Raw genomic sequence first — 16,106 nt, forward strand, 5'->3', positions numbered from 1 at the left:
ACACCATGGCTAGAAAGACCGCTCTCATATCGGGCATAACCGGTCAGGACGGCGCGTATCTTGCGCGCTTCCTCCTCGACAAGGGATATCATGTCCACGGCATAAAACGTCGGTCATCCTCGTTCAACACCGGCCGTATCGAGGACATCTACCAGGACCCGCACGAACCCGACCGCAACTTCTTCCTTCACTATGGCGACCTGACCGACGGATCGAACCTCATCCGCCTGGTCGAACATTGCCAGCCGGACGAAATCTACAATCTCGCCGCCCAAAGCCATGTGCAGGTGAGTTTCGACGCGCCCGAATATACCGGCAATGCCGATGGCCTTGGGACGCTGCGCTTCCTGGAAGCGATCCGCATCCTGAAAATGGAAAAGTCGACGCGCTTCTACCAGGCTTCGACATCGGAGCTCTACGGCCTGGTGCAGGAAGTGCCGCAGCGCGAGACGACGCCCTTCTACCCGCGTTCGCCCTATGCGGTGGCAAAGCTCTACGCCTATTGGATCATCGTGAACTATCGCGAAGCCTATGGCATGCATGCCTCGAACGGCATTCTGTTCAACCATGAAAGCCCCCTGCGCGGGGAAACCTTCGTCACCCGCAAGATCACCCGCGCGGCCGCCGCGATCTCGCTCGGGCGCCAGTCAAAACTCTATCTCGGCAATCTCGACGCCAAGCGCGACTGGGGCCATGCACGCGAATATGTGCGTGGCATGTGGATGATCGTGCAGCAGGACGAGCCCGACGACTATGTGCTCGCGACCGGCGAAACGACGACGGTCCGGGACTTTGTGTCGATGGCCTTTTCGGAGGTGGGGGTCGATATCCAGTGGACCGGCAAGGGCGTCGAGGAAAAGGGGCTCTGTGCCCGTACCGGCAAATGCCTGGTCGAAGTCGACCCGCGCTATTTCCGCCCGACCGAAGTCGATCTGTTGATCGGCGACCCGACCAAGGCGCAGACGAAGCTCGGCTGGCATCATGAAGTGACGGTCCGCGAACTGGTGGCCGACATGATGCGCGAGGACTTGAAGGTCATGCAGTACGAGAAGATCCAAAAGGACGCCTGATGACCTTCACATTGCAGAACAAGCGCGTCTGGGTTGCGGGCCATCGCGGCATGGTCGGCAGCGCGATCGTGCGCCGTCTGGCGAACGAGGATTGCGAGATACTGACCGCCGGCCGGGATGAACTGGACCTCAAGGATCAGGCGGCGACCCGCGCCTGGCTTCAGGACCGCAGGCCCGACGCGGTCATCGTGGCGGCGGCGAAGGTCGGGGGCATTCTCGCCAACTCCAGCTTTCCGGCCGATTTTCTCTATGACAATCTGGTGATCGAAACCAATGTCATAGAAGGCAGCGTCCGCGCGGGCGTGTCCAAGCTGCTGTTTCTCGGCTCATCCTGCATCTTTCCCAAATTCGCGCCGCAGCCGATCGAGGAAGAGGCGCTGCTCACCGGCCCGCTTGAGCCGACGAACGAATGGTATGCGATCGCCAAGATCGCCGGGATCAAGCTGTGCCAGGCTTATCGCAAGCAGCATGGCGTTGATTTCATCTCGGGTATGCCGACCAATCTTTACGGTCCTCACGACAATTTCGACCTTGAATCCAGCCATGTCCTGCCTGCGCTGATCCGCAAGTTCGACGACGCTCGGCGGCTGGGCGCGGACAGCGTCACCCTTTGGGGCACGGGCACGCCGCGCCGCGAATTTCTCCACGTCGACGATTGCGCCGACGCCTGCCTGTTCCTGCTCAAATCCTATTCGGGCGACCAGTTCGTCAATATCGGCTTCGGATCGGACGTCGCGATAAGCGAGCTGGCCTCCCTGATCGGCGGGGTGACAGGCTTTGCCGGGACGATCGCCTATGACGTGTCCCGGCCGGATGGCACGCCGCGCAAGCTCATGTCGTCGGCCCGCCTCAACGCCATGGGCTGGCAGCCCCGGATCGGACTGCGTGAAGGCATCGAGCAGACCTATAAATGGTATCTCGAAAATATAGCCGGGATCGCGGCATGATTATCCTGCGCCAGTCACAAGATTATGGTTCCGAACAGGAGAATGGCAGATGATCGCGCGCCTCTCCAATATCGTCGAACGGGGCATATGGGGCGTCCACATCGGCCGCTATGACTTCGCTATCAGCGCGTCATGGGTACGGGCGGTCCCCGATCATTATATGATCAAATATTCCCGTTTGTACAAATTCGGCCGGTATCTCGTCGTCATCAGCGCTCTCGACCGTCACGGATAGGCCAGAGCCGTGCACCGCCAGACCGCCATCAATAAGGGTGTTGAAGCCATGCAGCGACATCGACCGGGACATGGACGCCGCTCCGGCGCGCGCGCTCTGAACGCAACATCGCTGTTGGCAGCGACAGCAGCCCTGCTGATGACCCACAGCGCGCACGCCGCGCCGACAATGACGGCGACGACAATGGCGTCCCTGCCCGATGCCACGCCGGGGGAAACGGTGATCGGCGCCGGCGACCTCATCGACATCCAGGTCTATGACGTTCCGCAACTGAGCTTGCAGGGCATTCGCGTCGATCCGGCGGGGCATTTTTCCTATCCGCTGCTCGGCACGATCGACGCGCAGGGCAAGTCACCCTACGCGCTGTCTGCGGAAGTTGCGGACGGCCTGCGCCGCTACCTCGTCAATCCCCGGGTCACGATCTTCGTCAAGGATTCGGCGCTCAATACGGTGACCGTGCTGGGATCGGTGACCGAACCGGGCAAGTTCAAACTGGTCGGCCCGACCAGTTTGATGGACGCCGTCGCCCTCGCGAAGGGCTTTACCCGGATCGCGGACCAAAAGCAGGTCACGATCCTGCGGACCATCGGTGGGCAGCAATCGGCCGCGCTGTTCGACATGCGCAAGATCAGGCGCGGGGAAATGGCCGACCCGCCGCTGCTGGGCGGCGACAAGGTGGTGGTTGGGATCAATCATCTTGAGGCGGCATGGCGCGACGCGCTGCTGGCGGCGCCGCTGCTCGGCATCTTCGCGCAGCTGAACAACTGACCGGATCGATATTTTGGCAAGCTCCGACCGGGGCGACAAGGAACAGGCTTATGGCAACCATCGCGCCAACCCCACTGGCCCCGCGCCCCCGCCGCGACGACGGCGGCAGCGAAGGCATCGACATAGACTTCGCCGCGATCGGCAACCTGCTCCGGCGCAACCTCTATCTCATCGCCGGCGTGGTCGGGATCGCCGTGCTGATCGGCCTTGTCATCCTTTTGCGCGCCGAACGGCTCTACCGCGCGACGGCGACCGTGCAGATAGAGGAGCAGTCCGCCAAGGTCCTCAACAGCGACGACGCCAAGCAGGCGAGCGGATCGCAGGAGGCGGAGCGCTTTCTCCAGACCCAGCTGAGCCTGCTCAACAGTCGCGCGATGGCCGAGCTGGTCGTCAAGAAGCTCAACCTCGCCTCGCGTATCCAGTCCGGGCCAGACGGTCGCATCCTCCCCCCGCAGCAGCGCGAAGAAGCCGCGATCACCCGGCTGCAATCCTCGATGAGCCTCACCCTGCCGCGCGATTCGCGCGTGGCGCAGATCACCATCACCGATCGCGATCCGCGCTTCGTGGCCGACGCGGCCAATGCCTATGCCGAAGAATTCATCCAGTATAATCTCGGCCGGCGCTTCGGCGAAACCAGCTACGCGCGCACTTTCCTTGAAAATGAACTCGGCAAGGCCAAGAAACGTCTTGAGGCGTCCGAAGTGGCGGTCGTCGATTATGCCCGCCGAAACCGCCTGATCGACGCCAGCGGCGGCAAGGGCGCGGAAGATGGCGTGCGCATGCTGACCTCCTCCAACCTCATGGACATCAATGCCGCGTTGGGACGCGCGAGGGTCGACCGGATCGAGGCGGAGCGGCGCTGGCGTCAGGCGCAATCCACCCCGGCGCTCGACATGCCCGAAGTCATGACCAATCCGGCGGTGCAGCAGCTTGTGGAAAAGCGCGCGCTGAGCGCGGCGGACTATAGCCGCGACAGGGAAAAGTTTCGGGCCGACTATCCCGGCATGCGTGACCGGGCGACCGAACTGACCTCTCTGAACAACGAGGTGCAGAAAATCGCCCAGACCATCCGGAGCGGATTACGCAACAATTATGAGATCGCGGTCAACCAGGAACGTGCGCTTGCCGCCCAGCTCGAAGCGCTCAAGACCCAGACCGTCGAGGAACAGAACAAGAGCATCGGCTACAATATCCTGCGGCGCGAGGTCGATACCAATCGCCTGATGTATGACGGGCTGCTGCAACGCTTCAAGGAAGTCAGCGCGGCGGCGGGCGTGACCGCCAACAATATCTCGATCGTGGATCGGGCGGAGGTCCCCAACCGCCCCTTCACGCCTCGCGTGACCCTGACGCTGCTGTCCAGCCTGGCGTCGGGTTTGGCGCTGGCGCTGGTGCTGGTCGGCATCCGCTCGCGCCTCGACGACATCATCCGTTCACCAGAGGATGTGGCGAGCGCGCTTGATCTGCCGCTGCTTGCGACCATTCCGTCGCGCCCCTCCCGCCTGTCCATGACGGAAGTGATCGAAGGATCCTCGCTGTCGGAGGCCTTCTGGTCCTTGCGACTCGCGGTCGAACGCACGTCGCCCGGCGGCGTGCCGCGATCGCTGCTGTTCACCAGCAGCCGGTCCTCGGAAGGCAAGTCGACCTGCGCTTATGCCGTGGCGCTGAATTTCGCTCGCAGTGGCCGGCGCGTCCTTTTCATCGACGCCGATCTGCGGCGGCCTACAATTCACCGCTCCCTCTCCCTGCCCAATGACAAGGGGCTGGCGGGCGTTTTGTCCGGGGATACGACCTTGACCGACGCGGTCCGCTATGGCGTGGCGGACCGGCTTGACGTCCTCACCGGCGGACAGCCCACGCGCAACCCCGCCGAATTGCTGGCCCAGCCGGTACTCGCCTCGATCATCGCCGCGGCCGAGCAAAATTATGACCTGGTGATCATCGACAGCGCGCCTGTGCTGCTTCTCGCCGATGCGATCGCCCTCGCCTCAGCGGCCAAGGGAACCGTGTTCGTGGTGGAGGCCAATGGCGCCCGGGCGCGGGAGGCCCGCGCCGCGATCCGGCGGTTGGGTGAGAACGGCGCCACCCTGTGCGGCGCCGTGCTTACCAAATATGACCGCGAACTGCTGCAATATCGCTATTGAGCGGCGACGGTGATGCCTCGGACCCTTCACGATACGGGGACGGAGCGGCAGCGCCCCTTCGGGCGCGCCCGCTCCCCCCGCTCACTGGCAGGCCTGGACCGCCGCCGGGTCGCTTCCCGCTGCCTTCAGGCAGGCCTGTTTGCGGACATCCTCACTCGACGCAAGCGCGGGAGCCGACTCTTCCTCGGCGGGGGCGCTCGCGGTTTCGGCGGTGCTGACGCCCAGCTTGGTGAAGATCGCCTGGCGCAGCGCCACGCTTTCCTTGCGGTAGAAGGCATCGTCGATCCAGCCGTTGGCGCGCGCGTTGCACAGGTGCCAGGACATCTGGCCGACGACCTCGCCCAGATTGTCCCCGGCGGCCTGCAACTTGCCCTTGTCCATCCCGGCGGCCACCTTGCCGTCCTGCTCCTCCAGACCGGCGGAAGGCGAAGGCCCGCAAATACCGGCGATCGACTGACGCTCGGCGTCCGAATGTCCGCACGAGGCCAGAAAGAGAATCGTCATTGCTGTCATGGGATATCGCATCTTCATGGCACGGCTCCTCTATTACATTAGTTAGACATAAATCACATAAGGCGACAAACATAAAGATATATTTATAGTAAAAGACAATTATATTTCATAATATCTAATCTATACTTAAACTGATGCTCACGATCGCTGCCGACCAGGAGGAAAGTTGAAGTTTTTTCGCCATTTGATGCGGCGCTTAGCGAACCGCCGAATGCGTGACAGCATCTGGCGCGGAGTGTTGCGCGCGAGCGTCATTCTGGTGACAGCCTGCGGCGGATCATCCTCCAACAGTGTCGGCGGTGCGAGCGGCGCCGGGCCGGCGGCGGGCCAGGGCGCCGGCCCATCCTCCTCCACCGCGCCGATCATCTTCAACGCGCCGCAATCGGCTCAGGCTGGCGACATCATCTATCTTCAGGGGGAAAATTTCGGATCAGCCCCTGCCGTGATGATGCAGCCATCGGGGTCCGTGGCTGAAAGGCGCCTGCGGATCGTCAACCAGGTCGGCGACTGGCTGGCCGCCGAGATCCCGGCCGACGCAGGCGCTGCCCTGGCCGTCCGCGTCGTCAACGGCACCTTGTCGAGCGCGACGGTCCCGCTCAACGCGCCCGTCATCTATAATCTGGACAGTGTCGCGACCGCTCCGGGCGGGGCATTCCGCATCTTCGGCCGCAATCTCATGCTTGCGGCGCGCACGCCCCGCGTCGACGTCGACGGCGTGGCTGCCACGGTCGATCTGACAGCCAGCGATCCGGAAATGCTTGTCGTCCAGGCGCCGCTGAACCTGGCGCAGAAGCAGGGGGCAGCGGTGCGGGTCGATAATGGCGGGGGACTGGCCCCCATCACCGCCGACCAGATGATGGAGATCGTGGCTGGCGCGGGCCAGACCATTTTCGGCGGGCGAGCAGGATGGCTCGCCGTCTTTGCACCCCTGCTCGGCCGGGTCGCGCCGGTCGATTGCAGCGGCGGGCGGCCCGTGTCCCGGACGATACAGGTTCAGGCGGACGCGCTCGCTCAAAGCGGGGGTGGTGTGATTTCGCTCGGTCCGGGCGTCTGCACGCTGGACGGCAGCGTCTCGCTGCCCAGCCATATTGTCCTTCAGGGCGCGGGACAGGGAGCGACGCAGCTTCTGTACCAGGCCGACTATCCGCTTTCGGTCGAGCAGAAACAGGTGATCGCCATTCGCGACCTGACGCTGACCAACGCGGGCGGCGCGTCCGAAGGGCCGATCCTGCACAAGAGCGCCTTCCTGCTGCTGCAAAATGTCACGATGAACTTCGGCACGCAGCGGCAAGCCTTTTTCGACGGCAACAACAATATCCTCGTGACGGGCTGCACCTTCAACCAGACCGGCAGCATGAACCAGCAGTCTCCCTATCTGTTCAGCGACTCCAACGGTCTGATTTTCGAAAACAACGTCACCCGCCTCGTCATGGGCGCGGCAGCCTTTGAACGGGCGCGCAACAGCTATGTCGGCAAGAATCTGTTTCGCCGCGACGCCAGCCGGCAGGACGAAGCTGGCGCTCTGCACATGATGACGATCGATTTCGCTTCGGGCATCGCGATCATCGGCAATGTCTTCGACACGGTGAATGGCCCCATCACCAACCGGAACCGTAACGATGGCGAGGCGATCCTGACCGAAGGCGGCGGGTCGAGCCGGACCGAAAGCATCGGGACGGTGGAAAGCGCTGGCCCAAGCAGCCTCACGGACAGCCGTTTTGCGGTGACGCCGGGGCCATTCGTGCAGCCGCCCGACAATTACGGGATCGCCATCGTGGCGGGCAAGGGCGCGGGCCAGACCCGCTCGGTCCGCAACGTCAGCGCTGCGGTGTTGACCGTGGACCGCCCCTGGGACAGCATTCCTGACGCCGGCAGCAAATATGCCGCTTTCGTCTGGGGCCTGCAAAAGGCTTTGATCAAGGATAATATATTCAGCCAGATGCCGCGCGGCATATGGCTGTATCAGGCCGCGATCCGCCAGGTTCTGATCAGCGGCAATCATTTTCTGGAAAGCGGCGGCATCTATCTGCGCGCTTATCAGAATCTCGACACGGGCATGTTCGATCCGATCTACAATGTCGACATCCAGAATAATGAGGTCAAGAACCTCACCCTGTCCTGGCCGTCCTATATGACATCTGTCTTCGTGAATGCCGACGCGCGCGCCTTCGGCATCGCGATGCTGGGGATCGTCTTTCGCGACAACAGCCTTCTGGCGCACAGCCCGCCCTTCACGCTCAATTCGGAGGAATATGCCGGGAATGAGGGATATTTCGCCATGATGCGGGTGGAAAATTACACGCGCTACGAACCGATGACAGGTCCGCGCGTGCTCGGCACGATCTTTCAGCGCAACAGCTGCACCGATTGCGAAGTCGGATACCGCGTCGGGACCGGCAGCGGCGGCACCGTCATCAGTGGCGCAAGGACTTTGGGAAGCGGCAAGCTTTTCGACAATTGGAAGACGACCTCCTCCTCGGAGCAAGCCGTGAACACGGTGATTGAATAGATTTACTGCGCTCGCGAAAGCCCCTGGACAATTATGAGACAGTTTTTGGAATAGCATCAGGTAATTTGTGCACTTGCGAAGAAATGGGATTTAAAGCACATTCGGGATCAACGGCATGAATGGAGCATCAGCGATATGATTCGGCCGAAGGATTTGTCATTTGTCCGAACAATTTGCGTCGGCGATCTCATGCTGGATCGCTTCATATATGGCGCCGTTACTCGGATATCCCCGGAAAGTCCTGTCCCTATCCTTTCCATCGATCATATGGAAAGTGTTCCGGGTGGGGCCGCCAACGTCACGCGCAATATCGCCGCGATGAGTGGAGAATGCAGTCTTATCGGCGTCATAGGCAATGACAAGGTCGGATCTGACCTGATCAGTGCCTTGTCGGAAGTCGATCATATCCACTTCGTGCCAATAACCGAATCGACCCGCCCGACCATTGAAAAGACACGCTTCGTGGCGCAGGGCCAGCAGTTGCTGCGCGCGGACCATGAGGACATCTGCAACGTGTCGGAAAGCGTGGAAGATCGCATCTACGCCTGTGCGGTAGAAATGCTGCAATCGCGAAATATCCTGGTCATCTCCGACTATGCCAAGGGTGTGGTCACCGACGGCTTGCTGCGGCGCCTCATCCCGGCGGCGCGCCTCGCCGGCGTTGCCGTCATCGTCGATCCCAAGTCGAGCGACCTTGCCCGCTACGCCGGCGCGACGATCCTGACGCCCAATATCAGCGAGGCGCGGGCGGCGACCGGCATGATGATCACGAACGATGCCGAAGCCGAAGCCGCCGGCCTGAAGATGCTCGACATGGCGCAGTGCGACGCCATCCTCCTCACCCGATCGGAACAGGGCATGTCGCTGTTCCGGAAGGATCAGCCGCCACTCCACATTTCGGCCAGCGCGCGCGAGGTTTTCGACGTCTCGGGCGCGGGCGATACCGTGGTCGCGGCGCTTGCCGTCGCGCTGGGCGGCGGCATGACGATGGAGGAGGCCGCGCGCATGGCCAACGCGGCGGCGGGCCTGGTCGTGGGCAAGCGCGGCACCGCCACCGTCTCGATCTCCGAAGTGCAGGAAGAATTGAACCGCCTTTCCGAAGAACATCTGCAAATTCCCAGCGGCAAGGTGCGCACTCTTCGTTCCGCCCGCGTCCAGCGGGAAGATTGGGCGGCGCGCGGCCTGACGGTCGGCTTCACCAACGGCTGTTTCGACATATTGCATCTTGGCCATGTGAAGCTGCTGGAATTCGCCCGCAGCCAATGCGACCGGCTGGTCGTCGGCCTCAACAGCGATGCGTCGGTGCGGCGGCTCAAGGGCCCCACCCGTCCCCTCAACATGGAAATGGACCGCGCACAGATCCTGGCCGCGCTCGCCTTTGTCGACCAGGTCATCATCTTCGGCCAGGATACGCCGCTCGAAGCGATCAAGGCGCTGCAACCCGACCTGCTGATCAAGGGCGCGGACTACAAGGTGGAGGACATTGTCGGCGCCGACATCGTGCAGGCGCGCGGCGGCCGGGTCGTGACCTTCGACCTGCTCCCCGATCGCAGCACGTCGCGGACGATCGTCCAGGCGGGGCTGCGCAACGGCGACGCCGGCCTTGCGGGAGCGCCCGTGTCTTGAGCGGGCCGGTCCTCATCTATCGGCTCGGCAGCCTCGGCGACACGCTCGTCGCACTGCCCTGCTTCCACCAGATCGCCCGCTCCTTCCCGGACAGCGACCGGATCGTTCTGACCAACAATCCGGTCTCGGGCGCCGCCCCCGCGCTGGAGGCGGTGATCGGCGGCAGCGGCCTCATCCATCGCTGCATTGCCTATGATGTGGGCGAACGCTCGCGCACCCAGCTTGTCCGCCTGCTCCTGAAGATCCGCGCGACCGGCGCGCGCACGATGATCTATCTCGCCGCCGGCCGCGGGCCGGACACGGTCGCGCGGGACCTCAAATTCTTCCGCTATGCCGGCATCCGCAGGGTCATCGGCGCGCCGACCACGCCCGACCTGCATGACAATCGCGCCGAACAGGACGGCGTCGCGATCGAGCCGGAGGCTGATCGCCTGGCCCGCACCATTGCCGATCTCGGCCCGCTTGATCTTGCCGATCGCGACAATTGGGACCTGCGCCTGACCCCGGCCGAGTTGGCGAAGGGGCAGGAGGCGCTGGCCCCGCTGGCGGGCAAACCGTTCCTCGCCATCAGCATCGGGACCAAGCTGCCCGCCAATGACTGGGGCCGCGACAATTGGCTTGCGCTGCTCGCCCGCCTCGCCCGCGACATGCCGGGAATGCCGCTTGTGGGCCTCGGCGGCCCCGGGGATTTCGCGCCGACCGAACGGCTGCTGCGCCGCTGGCCGGGGGAAAGGCTGAACCTGTGCGGCCCGCTCAGCCCGCGCCAATCGGCCGCCGTCCTGGCGCAGGCGTCGCTTTTCATCGGCCATGACAGCGGTCCGATGCACCTCGCCGCCACCGCGGGCGCGCCGACGCTCGGGCTGTTCGGAAACAATAATCCACCGCGCAAATGGCATCCCTACGGCCGCCATTGCGAAGCCATCCAGGACATGGACGGCGTGCGCAACATCGCCGTCGACCATGTCGCCGCTCGCGCGCTCGCGCTGTCACGGTGCGTCCATGCATGAGATGAAGGGCGCAGCCGTGCTGCTTGACCGGGACGGGACGATCAACGTCGACACCGGCTATGTCAGCGATCCCGCCGGCATCAGCCTGGAGCAAGGCGTGGTGGAAGGGTTGCGGCTGCTGTCGGCGGCCGGCCTGCCCCTCATCATCCTCTCCAACCAGTCGGGAGTGGGCCGCGGCTATTTCGAGCTCTGCGATGTGGTCGACGTCAATCACGCCATCGCCGAACAACTGGCCGCGCACGACATCGATGTCGCGGCCTGGTATATCTGCCCCCACGCGCCTACCGACCATTGCGACTGCCGCAAGCCATTGCCGGGCCTCGCCCTGCGTGCGGCACGGGATTTCTCGCTCGACCTGCACCGCTGCTGGATGATCGGCGACAAAAGGTCCGACCTGCAACTGGGCGACTCGGTCGGGGCCTCATCGATCCTGCTTCTGACCGGAGAGGGCGCCCGCCACAGCGACTGGGCCAAGGCAACGGGAAAGCCGATCTGCGCCACGATGGTCGAAGCGGCAAAGCACATCCTGGCCGGGTCCTCGGGTTCGGCCAGCCAATTGCAGGCGGCGCGATGACGGCCACCCGCTCCATCCTCTATATCGGTCCCGACAGCGGAACCTGCCGGGCGCGGCGTCTCGCGCTCGTCCGGCTCGGGCATCATGTCAGGCAGGTCGACCCCTTTGCCGCGCTGCCGCTGGGCGGTCTCGCGCGCAGCTGGTCGTTCAAGACCGGCGGCTTCGGCTTTGGCGCCATGGTCCGAAACCACATCGCGGCTTGCGCGGGTGGCGAAACATTCGACCTCGCCTATGTCGACAGCGGCGAACTGATCGACGGCAAGACGGTGCAGATGCTCCGCCGCTTCGCGCCCGTCGTCGCGAACTACAATCCGGACAATCCCTATGTCCGGCGCGACGGCAGCCGCTGGCGCGCGTTCCTCGGCGCCGTGCCGCATTATGACTGCCTGTTCGTCCCGCGCGAAAGCAATGTCGCGCAGGCAAAGCTTGCAGGCGCTCGCCAGGCGCACCGGGTCTGGTTCGCCGCCGACGATGCGCTGCGCGATCCCGCGCGGCTGCCGTCGGAGGAGGCGAAAAGACCCTATCGCTCGTCCATCTCCTTCGTCGGCACCTGGATGCCGGAGCGCGGCCCCTTTCTGCTGAAGCTGGCGCGGGCGGGCTTGCCGCTCCAGATCTTTGGTCCACGCTGGAACAAGGCTCCGGAATATGCCGCGCTCGAACCCCTCATCACCCTGGGTGAGCTTTCGCCGCAGGCCTATGACGCGGCCGTCGCCGCGGCCGATATTTCCATCGCCCTGCTCTCCCAGGGCAATCGCGATCAGCACACGACCCGTTCAATGGAGATTCCGGTGCTGGGAAGCCTGCTTTGCGGTGAGCGCACGACCGAACATCTCAGGCTCTATGAGGAAGGGCGCGAGGCGCTCTTCTGGTCCGACGCGCAGGAATGTATCGACCATTGCCGCCAGTTGCTGGCGGACCCTGGACGCCGCCGCCGCATCGCTGACGCCGGCCGCGCCCGCGCGCTGCGCAACGATCATTTCAATGAACCGCTGATGCGTTCCATGCTGGACCTTGCCCTCGACGCGCAGGCCGCTCCGTCCACGCGGTCCGTCGCATGAGGCGCCGGATCGCCCAGGCGCTCTCGACGCAGGCGGGCCGGCGCCTGTCCCGCGTCATGTCGGCGCAATTCCTCAATCAGGCGACGACCATTATCCTGCAGATCGGCCTGGTGCCGGTGCTGCTCTACGCCTGGGGCAAGCAGAATTACGGCGTCTGGCTGCTGCTGTCCGCGGTGCCGACCTATCTCACCTTCAGCGACTTCGGCTTCACCCTGATAGCCAAGAACGAGATGCTGATGCAGGTCAACGGCGGACGGCGGGAAGAAGCGCTTCGCACATTCCACAGCGTGTTCGCGCTGCTGAACCTGGTCATGCCCTGCCTCATCGGCCTTTCGGTGCTGCTGATCTGCAGCGTCGACATCTCGCACGCGCTGAACCTTGGCGGCTACGCCAACAGCGACGCTCGCGCGGTGTTGATCCTGCTGCTGCTCAATGTCGTTGCCTATCAATATTTCCTGCTGATCTGCGGTGGCGTGCGCTGCGAGAACCGGCTGGCGATGGAGGCCAGCTGGGGCGCCCTGTCCCGCCTGGCCGAAGGGCTGGCGGTCGCCGGCTCGGCGCTGTTGGGCGGCGACCTCGTCATCGCCGCCGCCGCCGCCCTCGCCACCAAACTGGCCTGCGGCATCGGCCTCTACCTCTGGCTGCGCAAGGCCTCGCCCTGGCTTTCGCTCGGCCATGCCAGCAGCAGCCGCGCCGAAGTCAAGCGCCTGCTGAAACCTGCCCTTGCCTTCATGCTGATGCCGATTTCGCAATCGATGCTGATCCAGGCGCCGCTGATGATCATCGGCCTGTTGATCGGCCCCGCCGCGGTCGTGACATTCGCAACGACACGCACGCTCGCCCGTACGGGCACGGCGATCACCAATCTGCTCAACGGCACGCTGCAGGGCGAATATAGCATCGCCTTCGGACGCGCCAATCGGGAAACGCTGCACAAGGTGCTGCGCTATCATCAGCGGGTCGGGCTGGCGGCGATCGTGGCCTATGGCGTGCCGCTCTATCTGCTGCGCCAGCCGCTTATGAGCCTCTACACCCACGGCCAGGTCGCGGCGCTCGATCCCTTCTTCCTGCTGGTCATCCTCACCGTCGCGGCCGAAATGATGTGGAGTTCGATCGCGACGCCGCTGTCCTCGATCAACCGGCACGTCTCCTTCGCCAATCTGTCCTTGCTCATTGCGCTGGTCGGCATCGGCCTCTGCTATGTCCTGACGCTCCACTTCGGCCTGGACGGCGCGGCTGCCGCCATGCTCGCGGTGCATGGCGCGATCCTCGTCCTCAGCCAGATGCTGCGGCACGCGATCACCTTGCCGCATCAGCCCCTTCCCGCCCGGGAGGCGCACAGCGCATGAGGCCCGTCACGCAGGTCGCCCTCGGGCGCTTCCATCATTTCCATCTTGCGCGCCAGCTGGAGCGGCGCGGCCGGCTGGCTGCGATCTGGAGCGGCTATCCGCGCTTCAAGCTGAAGGATGAAGGCGGCATATCGCCGGACCGGATCCGCAGCTTCCCCTGGTTCTATGTCCCCGCTCAGGCCGCGCCGCGCCTGCCGGTGATCGGCTCGTCGTCTTGGCTGCGGCGCTCCATGCACTGGCAGGCGGTCGAGGCGATCGACCGCCGGGTCGCCGCCAGCCTTGATGCGCCCACCATCCTGGTCGGCCTCTCCAGCGGCGGATTGCATGCCGGCCGCCGCGCGCAGGCACTGGGCGGCGCGCATGTCTGCGATCGCGGGTCGACTCATATCCGCTTCCAGGATGCGATCCTGCAGGAAGAATATGCGCGCTGGGACATCCCCTATCAGCCGATCGACCCCAGGGTCGTCGCGAAGGAGGAAGCGGAATATGCCAATGCGGATCGCATCACGATTCCGTCGCAATTCTGCTTCCAGACCTTCATCGACGCAGGTGTTCCCGCCGATCGGCTCCGCGTCATCCCTTATGGCGGCCGGCTGGACCGCTTCGCCCCAGCGGGCGAGCCAGACCGCAATGCCTTCACCGTGCTGTTCGTCGGCAATGTCACGATCCGCAAGGGCATAGCCTATCTGTTGCAGGCCTTCGCCGCCCTGCCGCATCCCGCCAAGCGGCTCAAGGTCATCGGCGCCGTCGACCCGGAGGTCGCGCCGCTGCTGCGCACTCTACCGCTGGACTGCGTCGAATTCCTGGGCGCCGTTCCCAACACCGCGCTCGCCGGTCATTACAGCAGCGCCGACGTCATGGTGCTGCCCAGCCTGGAAGAAGGGCTCGCCCTCGTCATGGCCGAAGCCATGGCCTGCGGCTGCCCGGTCATCGCCTCGGCCAACAGCGGGGCGCGCAACCTGTTCACCGACGGGGTGGAAGGTCGCATCGTGCCCGCCGGGTCCACGCCGGCGCTGCTCGACGCGATGCAGGACATGGCGCAGGACCGCGTCGCCGCGCTTGAGATGCGGCATCGCGCCCGTCAGCGCATCGAATCCCTGGGCGGCTATGATCGCTATGGGGAACAATGGGCCGACCTGCTCGCCGAACTTGATGGCGCGCCTTCCCTGGCGCATCAGGCGGCGGCATGAACGCCAGCCCGCAACTTTCCGCGCGGGACGCCGTCACCGCCATGCCGACGCTGACGGTGGTCATCCTCACCTTCAACGAGGAACGGCATATCGAGCGCGCGATCGCCAGCGTCCGGTCGATCGCCTCCGACATTCTCGTCGTGGATTCCTTTTCCACCGACCGGACGGTCGAACTTGCCCGGAACGCGGGGGCGCGCGTTCTCCAGAACCGCTTCATCAACCAGGCCAGGCAGTTTCAATGGGCGCTCGACCATGGCGACGTGCACTCGACATGGATATTGCGGCTCGACGCTGACGAGGTGATCGAACCTGACCTCGCCGAAGAACTGCTGCGCGATCTGCCCGGCTTGCCGGCGGATGTGGTCGCCGTGAATTTCAAGCGCAAACATATCTTCATGGGCCGGTGGATCAGGCATGGCGGCCGCTATCCGCTCATCCTGCTGCGTCTGTGGCGCAACGGCCAGGGCCGGGTCGAGGACCGCTGGATGGACGAACATATCGTCACCTGGGGCGGCCGCACCGTGACGGCGAGGGGCGGTTTTGCCGACATATGCCTGCACGATCTCAGCTTCTTCACGGCGAAACATAATGGCTATGCGACGCGCGAGGCGCTCGAAATACTGAATGCCCGCTACGGCCTCTTCGCACAGGACCGGGAACAGCCTCTCGGATCGGTGCAGGCGCGCGCGAAGCGTTTCATCAAGGCCAACATCTATAATCGCATGCCCCTGTCGCTCGGCCCGACGCTCTTCTTCCTCTACCGCTACGTCATCAAGGTCGGCTTCCTCGACGGCCGCGAGGGGCTGATCTATCATTTCCTGCAAGGCTATTGGTATCGGTTCCTGGTCGCGGCCAAGGTTGTCGAGCTGGAGCAGGGACTGGAACACTGCAACACCAATGCCGACCGGCTGGACCGGCTCCGGCATTTGACGGGCCTGAAATTCTAGCGGGACAGTGGCGGCCTGGCGTCGTCACCTTCCGCCCCATTCGACGCGAGGCAATGATGTCCTACAAACCCATTCGCAAAGCCGTTTTCCCCGTCGCGGGTCTCGGGACGCGGTTCCTGCCGGCGACCAAGTCGGTGCCCAAGGAATTGCTGCCGGTCGTCGACCGTCC

Annotated in this window: 14 protein-coding genes and 1 pseudogene; 14 read left to right on the plus strand and 1 reads right to left on the minus strand. The window is 64.1% G+C overall.

The window, feature by feature from the left end:
* Nucleotides 1-5 precede the first annotated feature (5 nt).
* The 5 genes from gmd (at nucleotide 6) to AAC640_RS16860 (ending at nucleotide 5,164) form a co-directional block, all read left to right on the plus strand.
* Nucleotides 6-1,070 carry a GDP-mannose 4,6-dehydratase gene (gene gmd / locus AAC640_RS16840; protein WP_340268375.1) on the plus strand — a complete coding sequence of 355 codons (1,065 nt, stop codon included), beginning with the start codon at nucleotides 6-8 and terminating at the stop codon, nucleotides 1,068-1,070.
* On the plus strand, nucleotides 1,070-2,017 hold the full coding sequence (fcl, locus tag AAC640_RS16845; protein WP_340268377.1) for a GDP-L-fucose synthase: 948 nt from the start codon (nucleotides 1,070-1,072) through the stop codon (nucleotides 2,015-2,017). The genes gmd and fcl overlap by 1 nt, the downstream gene beginning before the upstream one ends.
* 49 nt (nucleotides 2,018-2,066) lie before the next feature.
* On the plus strand, nucleotides 2,067-2,252 hold the full coding sequence (locus AAC640_RS16850) for a hypothetical protein (protein ID WP_340268379.1): 186 nt from the start codon (nucleotides 2,067-2,069) through the stop codon (nucleotides 2,250-2,252).
* A 138-nt stretch (nucleotides 2,253-2,390) separates the two neighbouring features.
* Nucleotides 2,391-3,020 carry a polysaccharide biosynthesis/export family protein gene (locus tag AAC640_RS16855; protein WP_340268381.1) on the plus strand — a complete coding sequence of 210 codons (630 nt, stop codon included), beginning with the start codon at nucleotides 2,391-2,393 and terminating at the stop codon, nucleotides 3,018-3,020.
* A gap of 50 nt (nucleotides 3,021-3,070) precedes the next feature.
* On the plus strand, nucleotides 3,071-5,164 hold the full coding sequence (locus tag AAC640_RS16860) for a GumC family protein (RefSeq protein WP_340268383.1): 2,094 nt from the start codon (nucleotides 3,071-3,073) through the stop codon (nucleotides 5,162-5,164).
* An 81-nt stretch (nucleotides 5,165-5,245) separates the two neighbouring features.
* On the opposite strand, the gene AAC640_RS16865 is transcribed toward AAC640_RS16860, so the two are convergent.
* The gene (locus AAC640_RS16865; RefSeq protein ID WP_340268385.1) at nucleotides 5,246-5,695 is read right to left on the minus strand and encodes a hypothetical protein; all 450 of its coding nucleotides are present in this window, start codon (nucleotides 5,693-5,695) and stop codon (nucleotides 5,246-5,248) included.
* 193 nt (nucleotides 5,696-5,888) lie between these two features.
* On the opposite strand from AAC640_RS16865, the gene AAC640_RS16870 reads away from it, so the two are divergent.
* From AAC640_RS16870 to AAC640_RS16910, 9 genes and pseudogenes are all read left to right on the plus strand, one after another.
* Nucleotides 5,889-8,186, plus strand: a complete 2,298-nt coding sequence (locus AAC640_RS16870; RefSeq protein ID WP_340268387.1) for a right-handed parallel beta-helix repeat-containing protein — start codon at nucleotides 5,889-5,891, stop codon at nucleotides 8,184-8,186.
* Between the two features lie 135 nt (nucleotides 8,187-8,321).
* Nucleotides 8,322-9,812, plus strand: coding sequence for a D-glycero-beta-D-manno-heptose-7-phosphate kinase (rfaE1, locus tag AAC640_RS16875; protein ID WP_340268389.1), 1,491 nt, complete (start codon nucleotides 8,322-8,324; stop codon nucleotides 9,810-9,812).
* Complete coding sequence (locus tag AAC640_RS16880; protein ID WP_340268391.1) at nucleotides 9,809-10,819, plus strand: glycosyltransferase family 9 protein; 1,011 nt, start codon at nucleotides 9,809-9,811, stop codon at nucleotides 10,817-10,819. Before rfaE1 ends, AAC640_RS16880 begins: the two co-directional genes overlap by 4 nt.
* Nucleotides 10,812-11,393: a D-glycero-alpha-D-manno-heptose-1,7-bisphosphate 7-phosphatase gene (locus AAC640_RS16885; RefSeq protein ID WP_340268393.1), complete on the plus strand. Its 582-nt coding sequence runs from the start codon at nucleotides 10,812-10,814 to the stop codon at nucleotides 11,391-11,393. Before AAC640_RS16880 ends, AAC640_RS16885 begins: the two co-directional genes overlap by 8 nt.
* Nucleotides 11,390-12,451, plus strand: a complete 1,062-nt coding sequence (locus AAC640_RS16890; protein WP_340268395.1) for a CgeB family protein — start codon at nucleotides 11,390-11,392, stop codon at nucleotides 12,449-12,451. The genes AAC640_RS16885 and AAC640_RS16890 overlap by 4 nt, the downstream gene beginning before the upstream one ends.
* On the plus strand, nucleotides 12,448-13,800 hold the full coding sequence (locus tag AAC640_RS16895; protein ID WP_340268397.1) for a lipopolysaccharide biosynthesis protein: 1,353 nt from the start codon (nucleotides 12,448-12,450) through the stop codon (nucleotides 13,798-13,800). The genes AAC640_RS16890 and AAC640_RS16895 overlap by 4 nt, the downstream gene beginning before the upstream one ends.
* Nucleotides 13,797-14,990: a glycosyltransferase family 4 protein gene (locus AAC640_RS16900; RefSeq protein WP_340268399.1), complete on the plus strand. Its 1,194-nt coding sequence runs from the start codon at nucleotides 13,797-13,799 to the stop codon at nucleotides 14,988-14,990. Before AAC640_RS16895 ends, AAC640_RS16900 begins: the two co-directional genes overlap by 4 nt.
* Entirely contained in the window at nucleotides 14,987-15,937 is a 951-nt protein-coding gene (locus AAC640_RS16905) for a glycosyltransferase family 2 protein (RefSeq protein ID WP_340268401.1), read from the plus strand. The genes AAC640_RS16900 and AAC640_RS16905 overlap by 4 nt, the downstream gene beginning before the upstream one ends.
* A 56-nt stretch (nucleotides 15,938-15,993) precedes the next feature.
* Nucleotides 15,994-16,106: pseudogene (locus tag AAC640_RS16910) on the plus strand (UTP--glucose-1-phosphate uridylyltransferase); the annotation flags it as partial.

It is taken from the genome of Sphingobium mellinum (assembly GCF_037860795.1).
Lineage (GTDB): Bacteria > Pseudomonadota > Alphaproteobacteria > Sphingomonadales > Sphingomonadaceae > Sphingobium > Sphingobium mellinum.

Excerpts from the sequence above, each read along its gene's own strand:
- AAC640_RS16860 (WP_340268383.1), top strand. The coding sequence starts at position 3,071 with ATGGCAACCATCGCGCCAACCCCACTGGCCCCGCGCCCCCGCCGCGAC.
- AAC640_RS16905 (WP_340268401.1), top strand. The coding sequence starts at position 14,987 with ATGAACGCCAGCCCGCAACTTTCCGCGCGGGACGCCGTCACCGCCATG.
- AAC640_RS16900 (WP_340268399.1), top strand. The coding sequence starts at position 13,797 with ATGAGGCCCGTCACGCAGGTCGCCCTCGGGCGCTTCCATCATTTCCAT.
- fcl (WP_340268377.1), top strand. The coding sequence starts at position 1,070 with ATGACCTTCACATTGCAGAACAAGCGCGTCTGGGTTGCGGGCCATCGC.
- AAC640_RS16865 (WP_340268385.1), bottom strand. The coding sequence starts at position 5,695 with ATGAAGATGCGATATCCCATGACAGCAATGACGATTCTCTTTCTGGCC.
- rfaE1 (WP_340268389.1), top strand. The coding sequence starts at position 8,322 with ATGATTCGGCCGAAGGATTTGTCATTTGTCCGAACAATTTGCGTCGGC.
- AAC640_RS16885 (WP_340268393.1), top strand. The coding sequence starts at position 10,812 with ATGCATGAGATGAAGGGCGCAGCCGTGCTGCTTGACCGGGACGGGACG.
- AAC640_RS16890 (WP_340268395.1), top strand. The coding sequence starts at position 11,390 with ATGACGGCCACCCGCTCCATCCTCTATATCGGTCCCGACAGCGGAACC.
- AAC640_RS16895 (WP_340268397.1), top strand. The coding sequence starts at position 12,448 with ATGAGGCGCCGGATCGCCCAGGCGCTCTCGACGCAGGCGGGCCGGCGC.
- gmd (WP_340268375.1), top strand. The coding sequence starts at position 6 with ATGGCTAGAAAGACCGCTCTCATATCGGGCATAACCGGTCAGGACGGC.
- AAC640_RS16855 (WP_340268381.1), top strand. The coding sequence starts at position 2,391 with ATGACCCACAGCGCGCACGCCGCGCCGACAATGACGGCGACGACAATG.
- AAC640_RS16870 (WP_340268387.1), top strand. The coding sequence starts at position 5,889 with ATGCGTGACAGCATCTGGCGCGGAGTGTTGCGCGCGAGCGTCATTCTG.
- AAC640_RS16850 (WP_340268379.1), top strand. The coding sequence starts at position 2,067 with ATGATCGCGCGCCTCTCCAATATCGTCGAACGGGGCATATGGGGCGTC.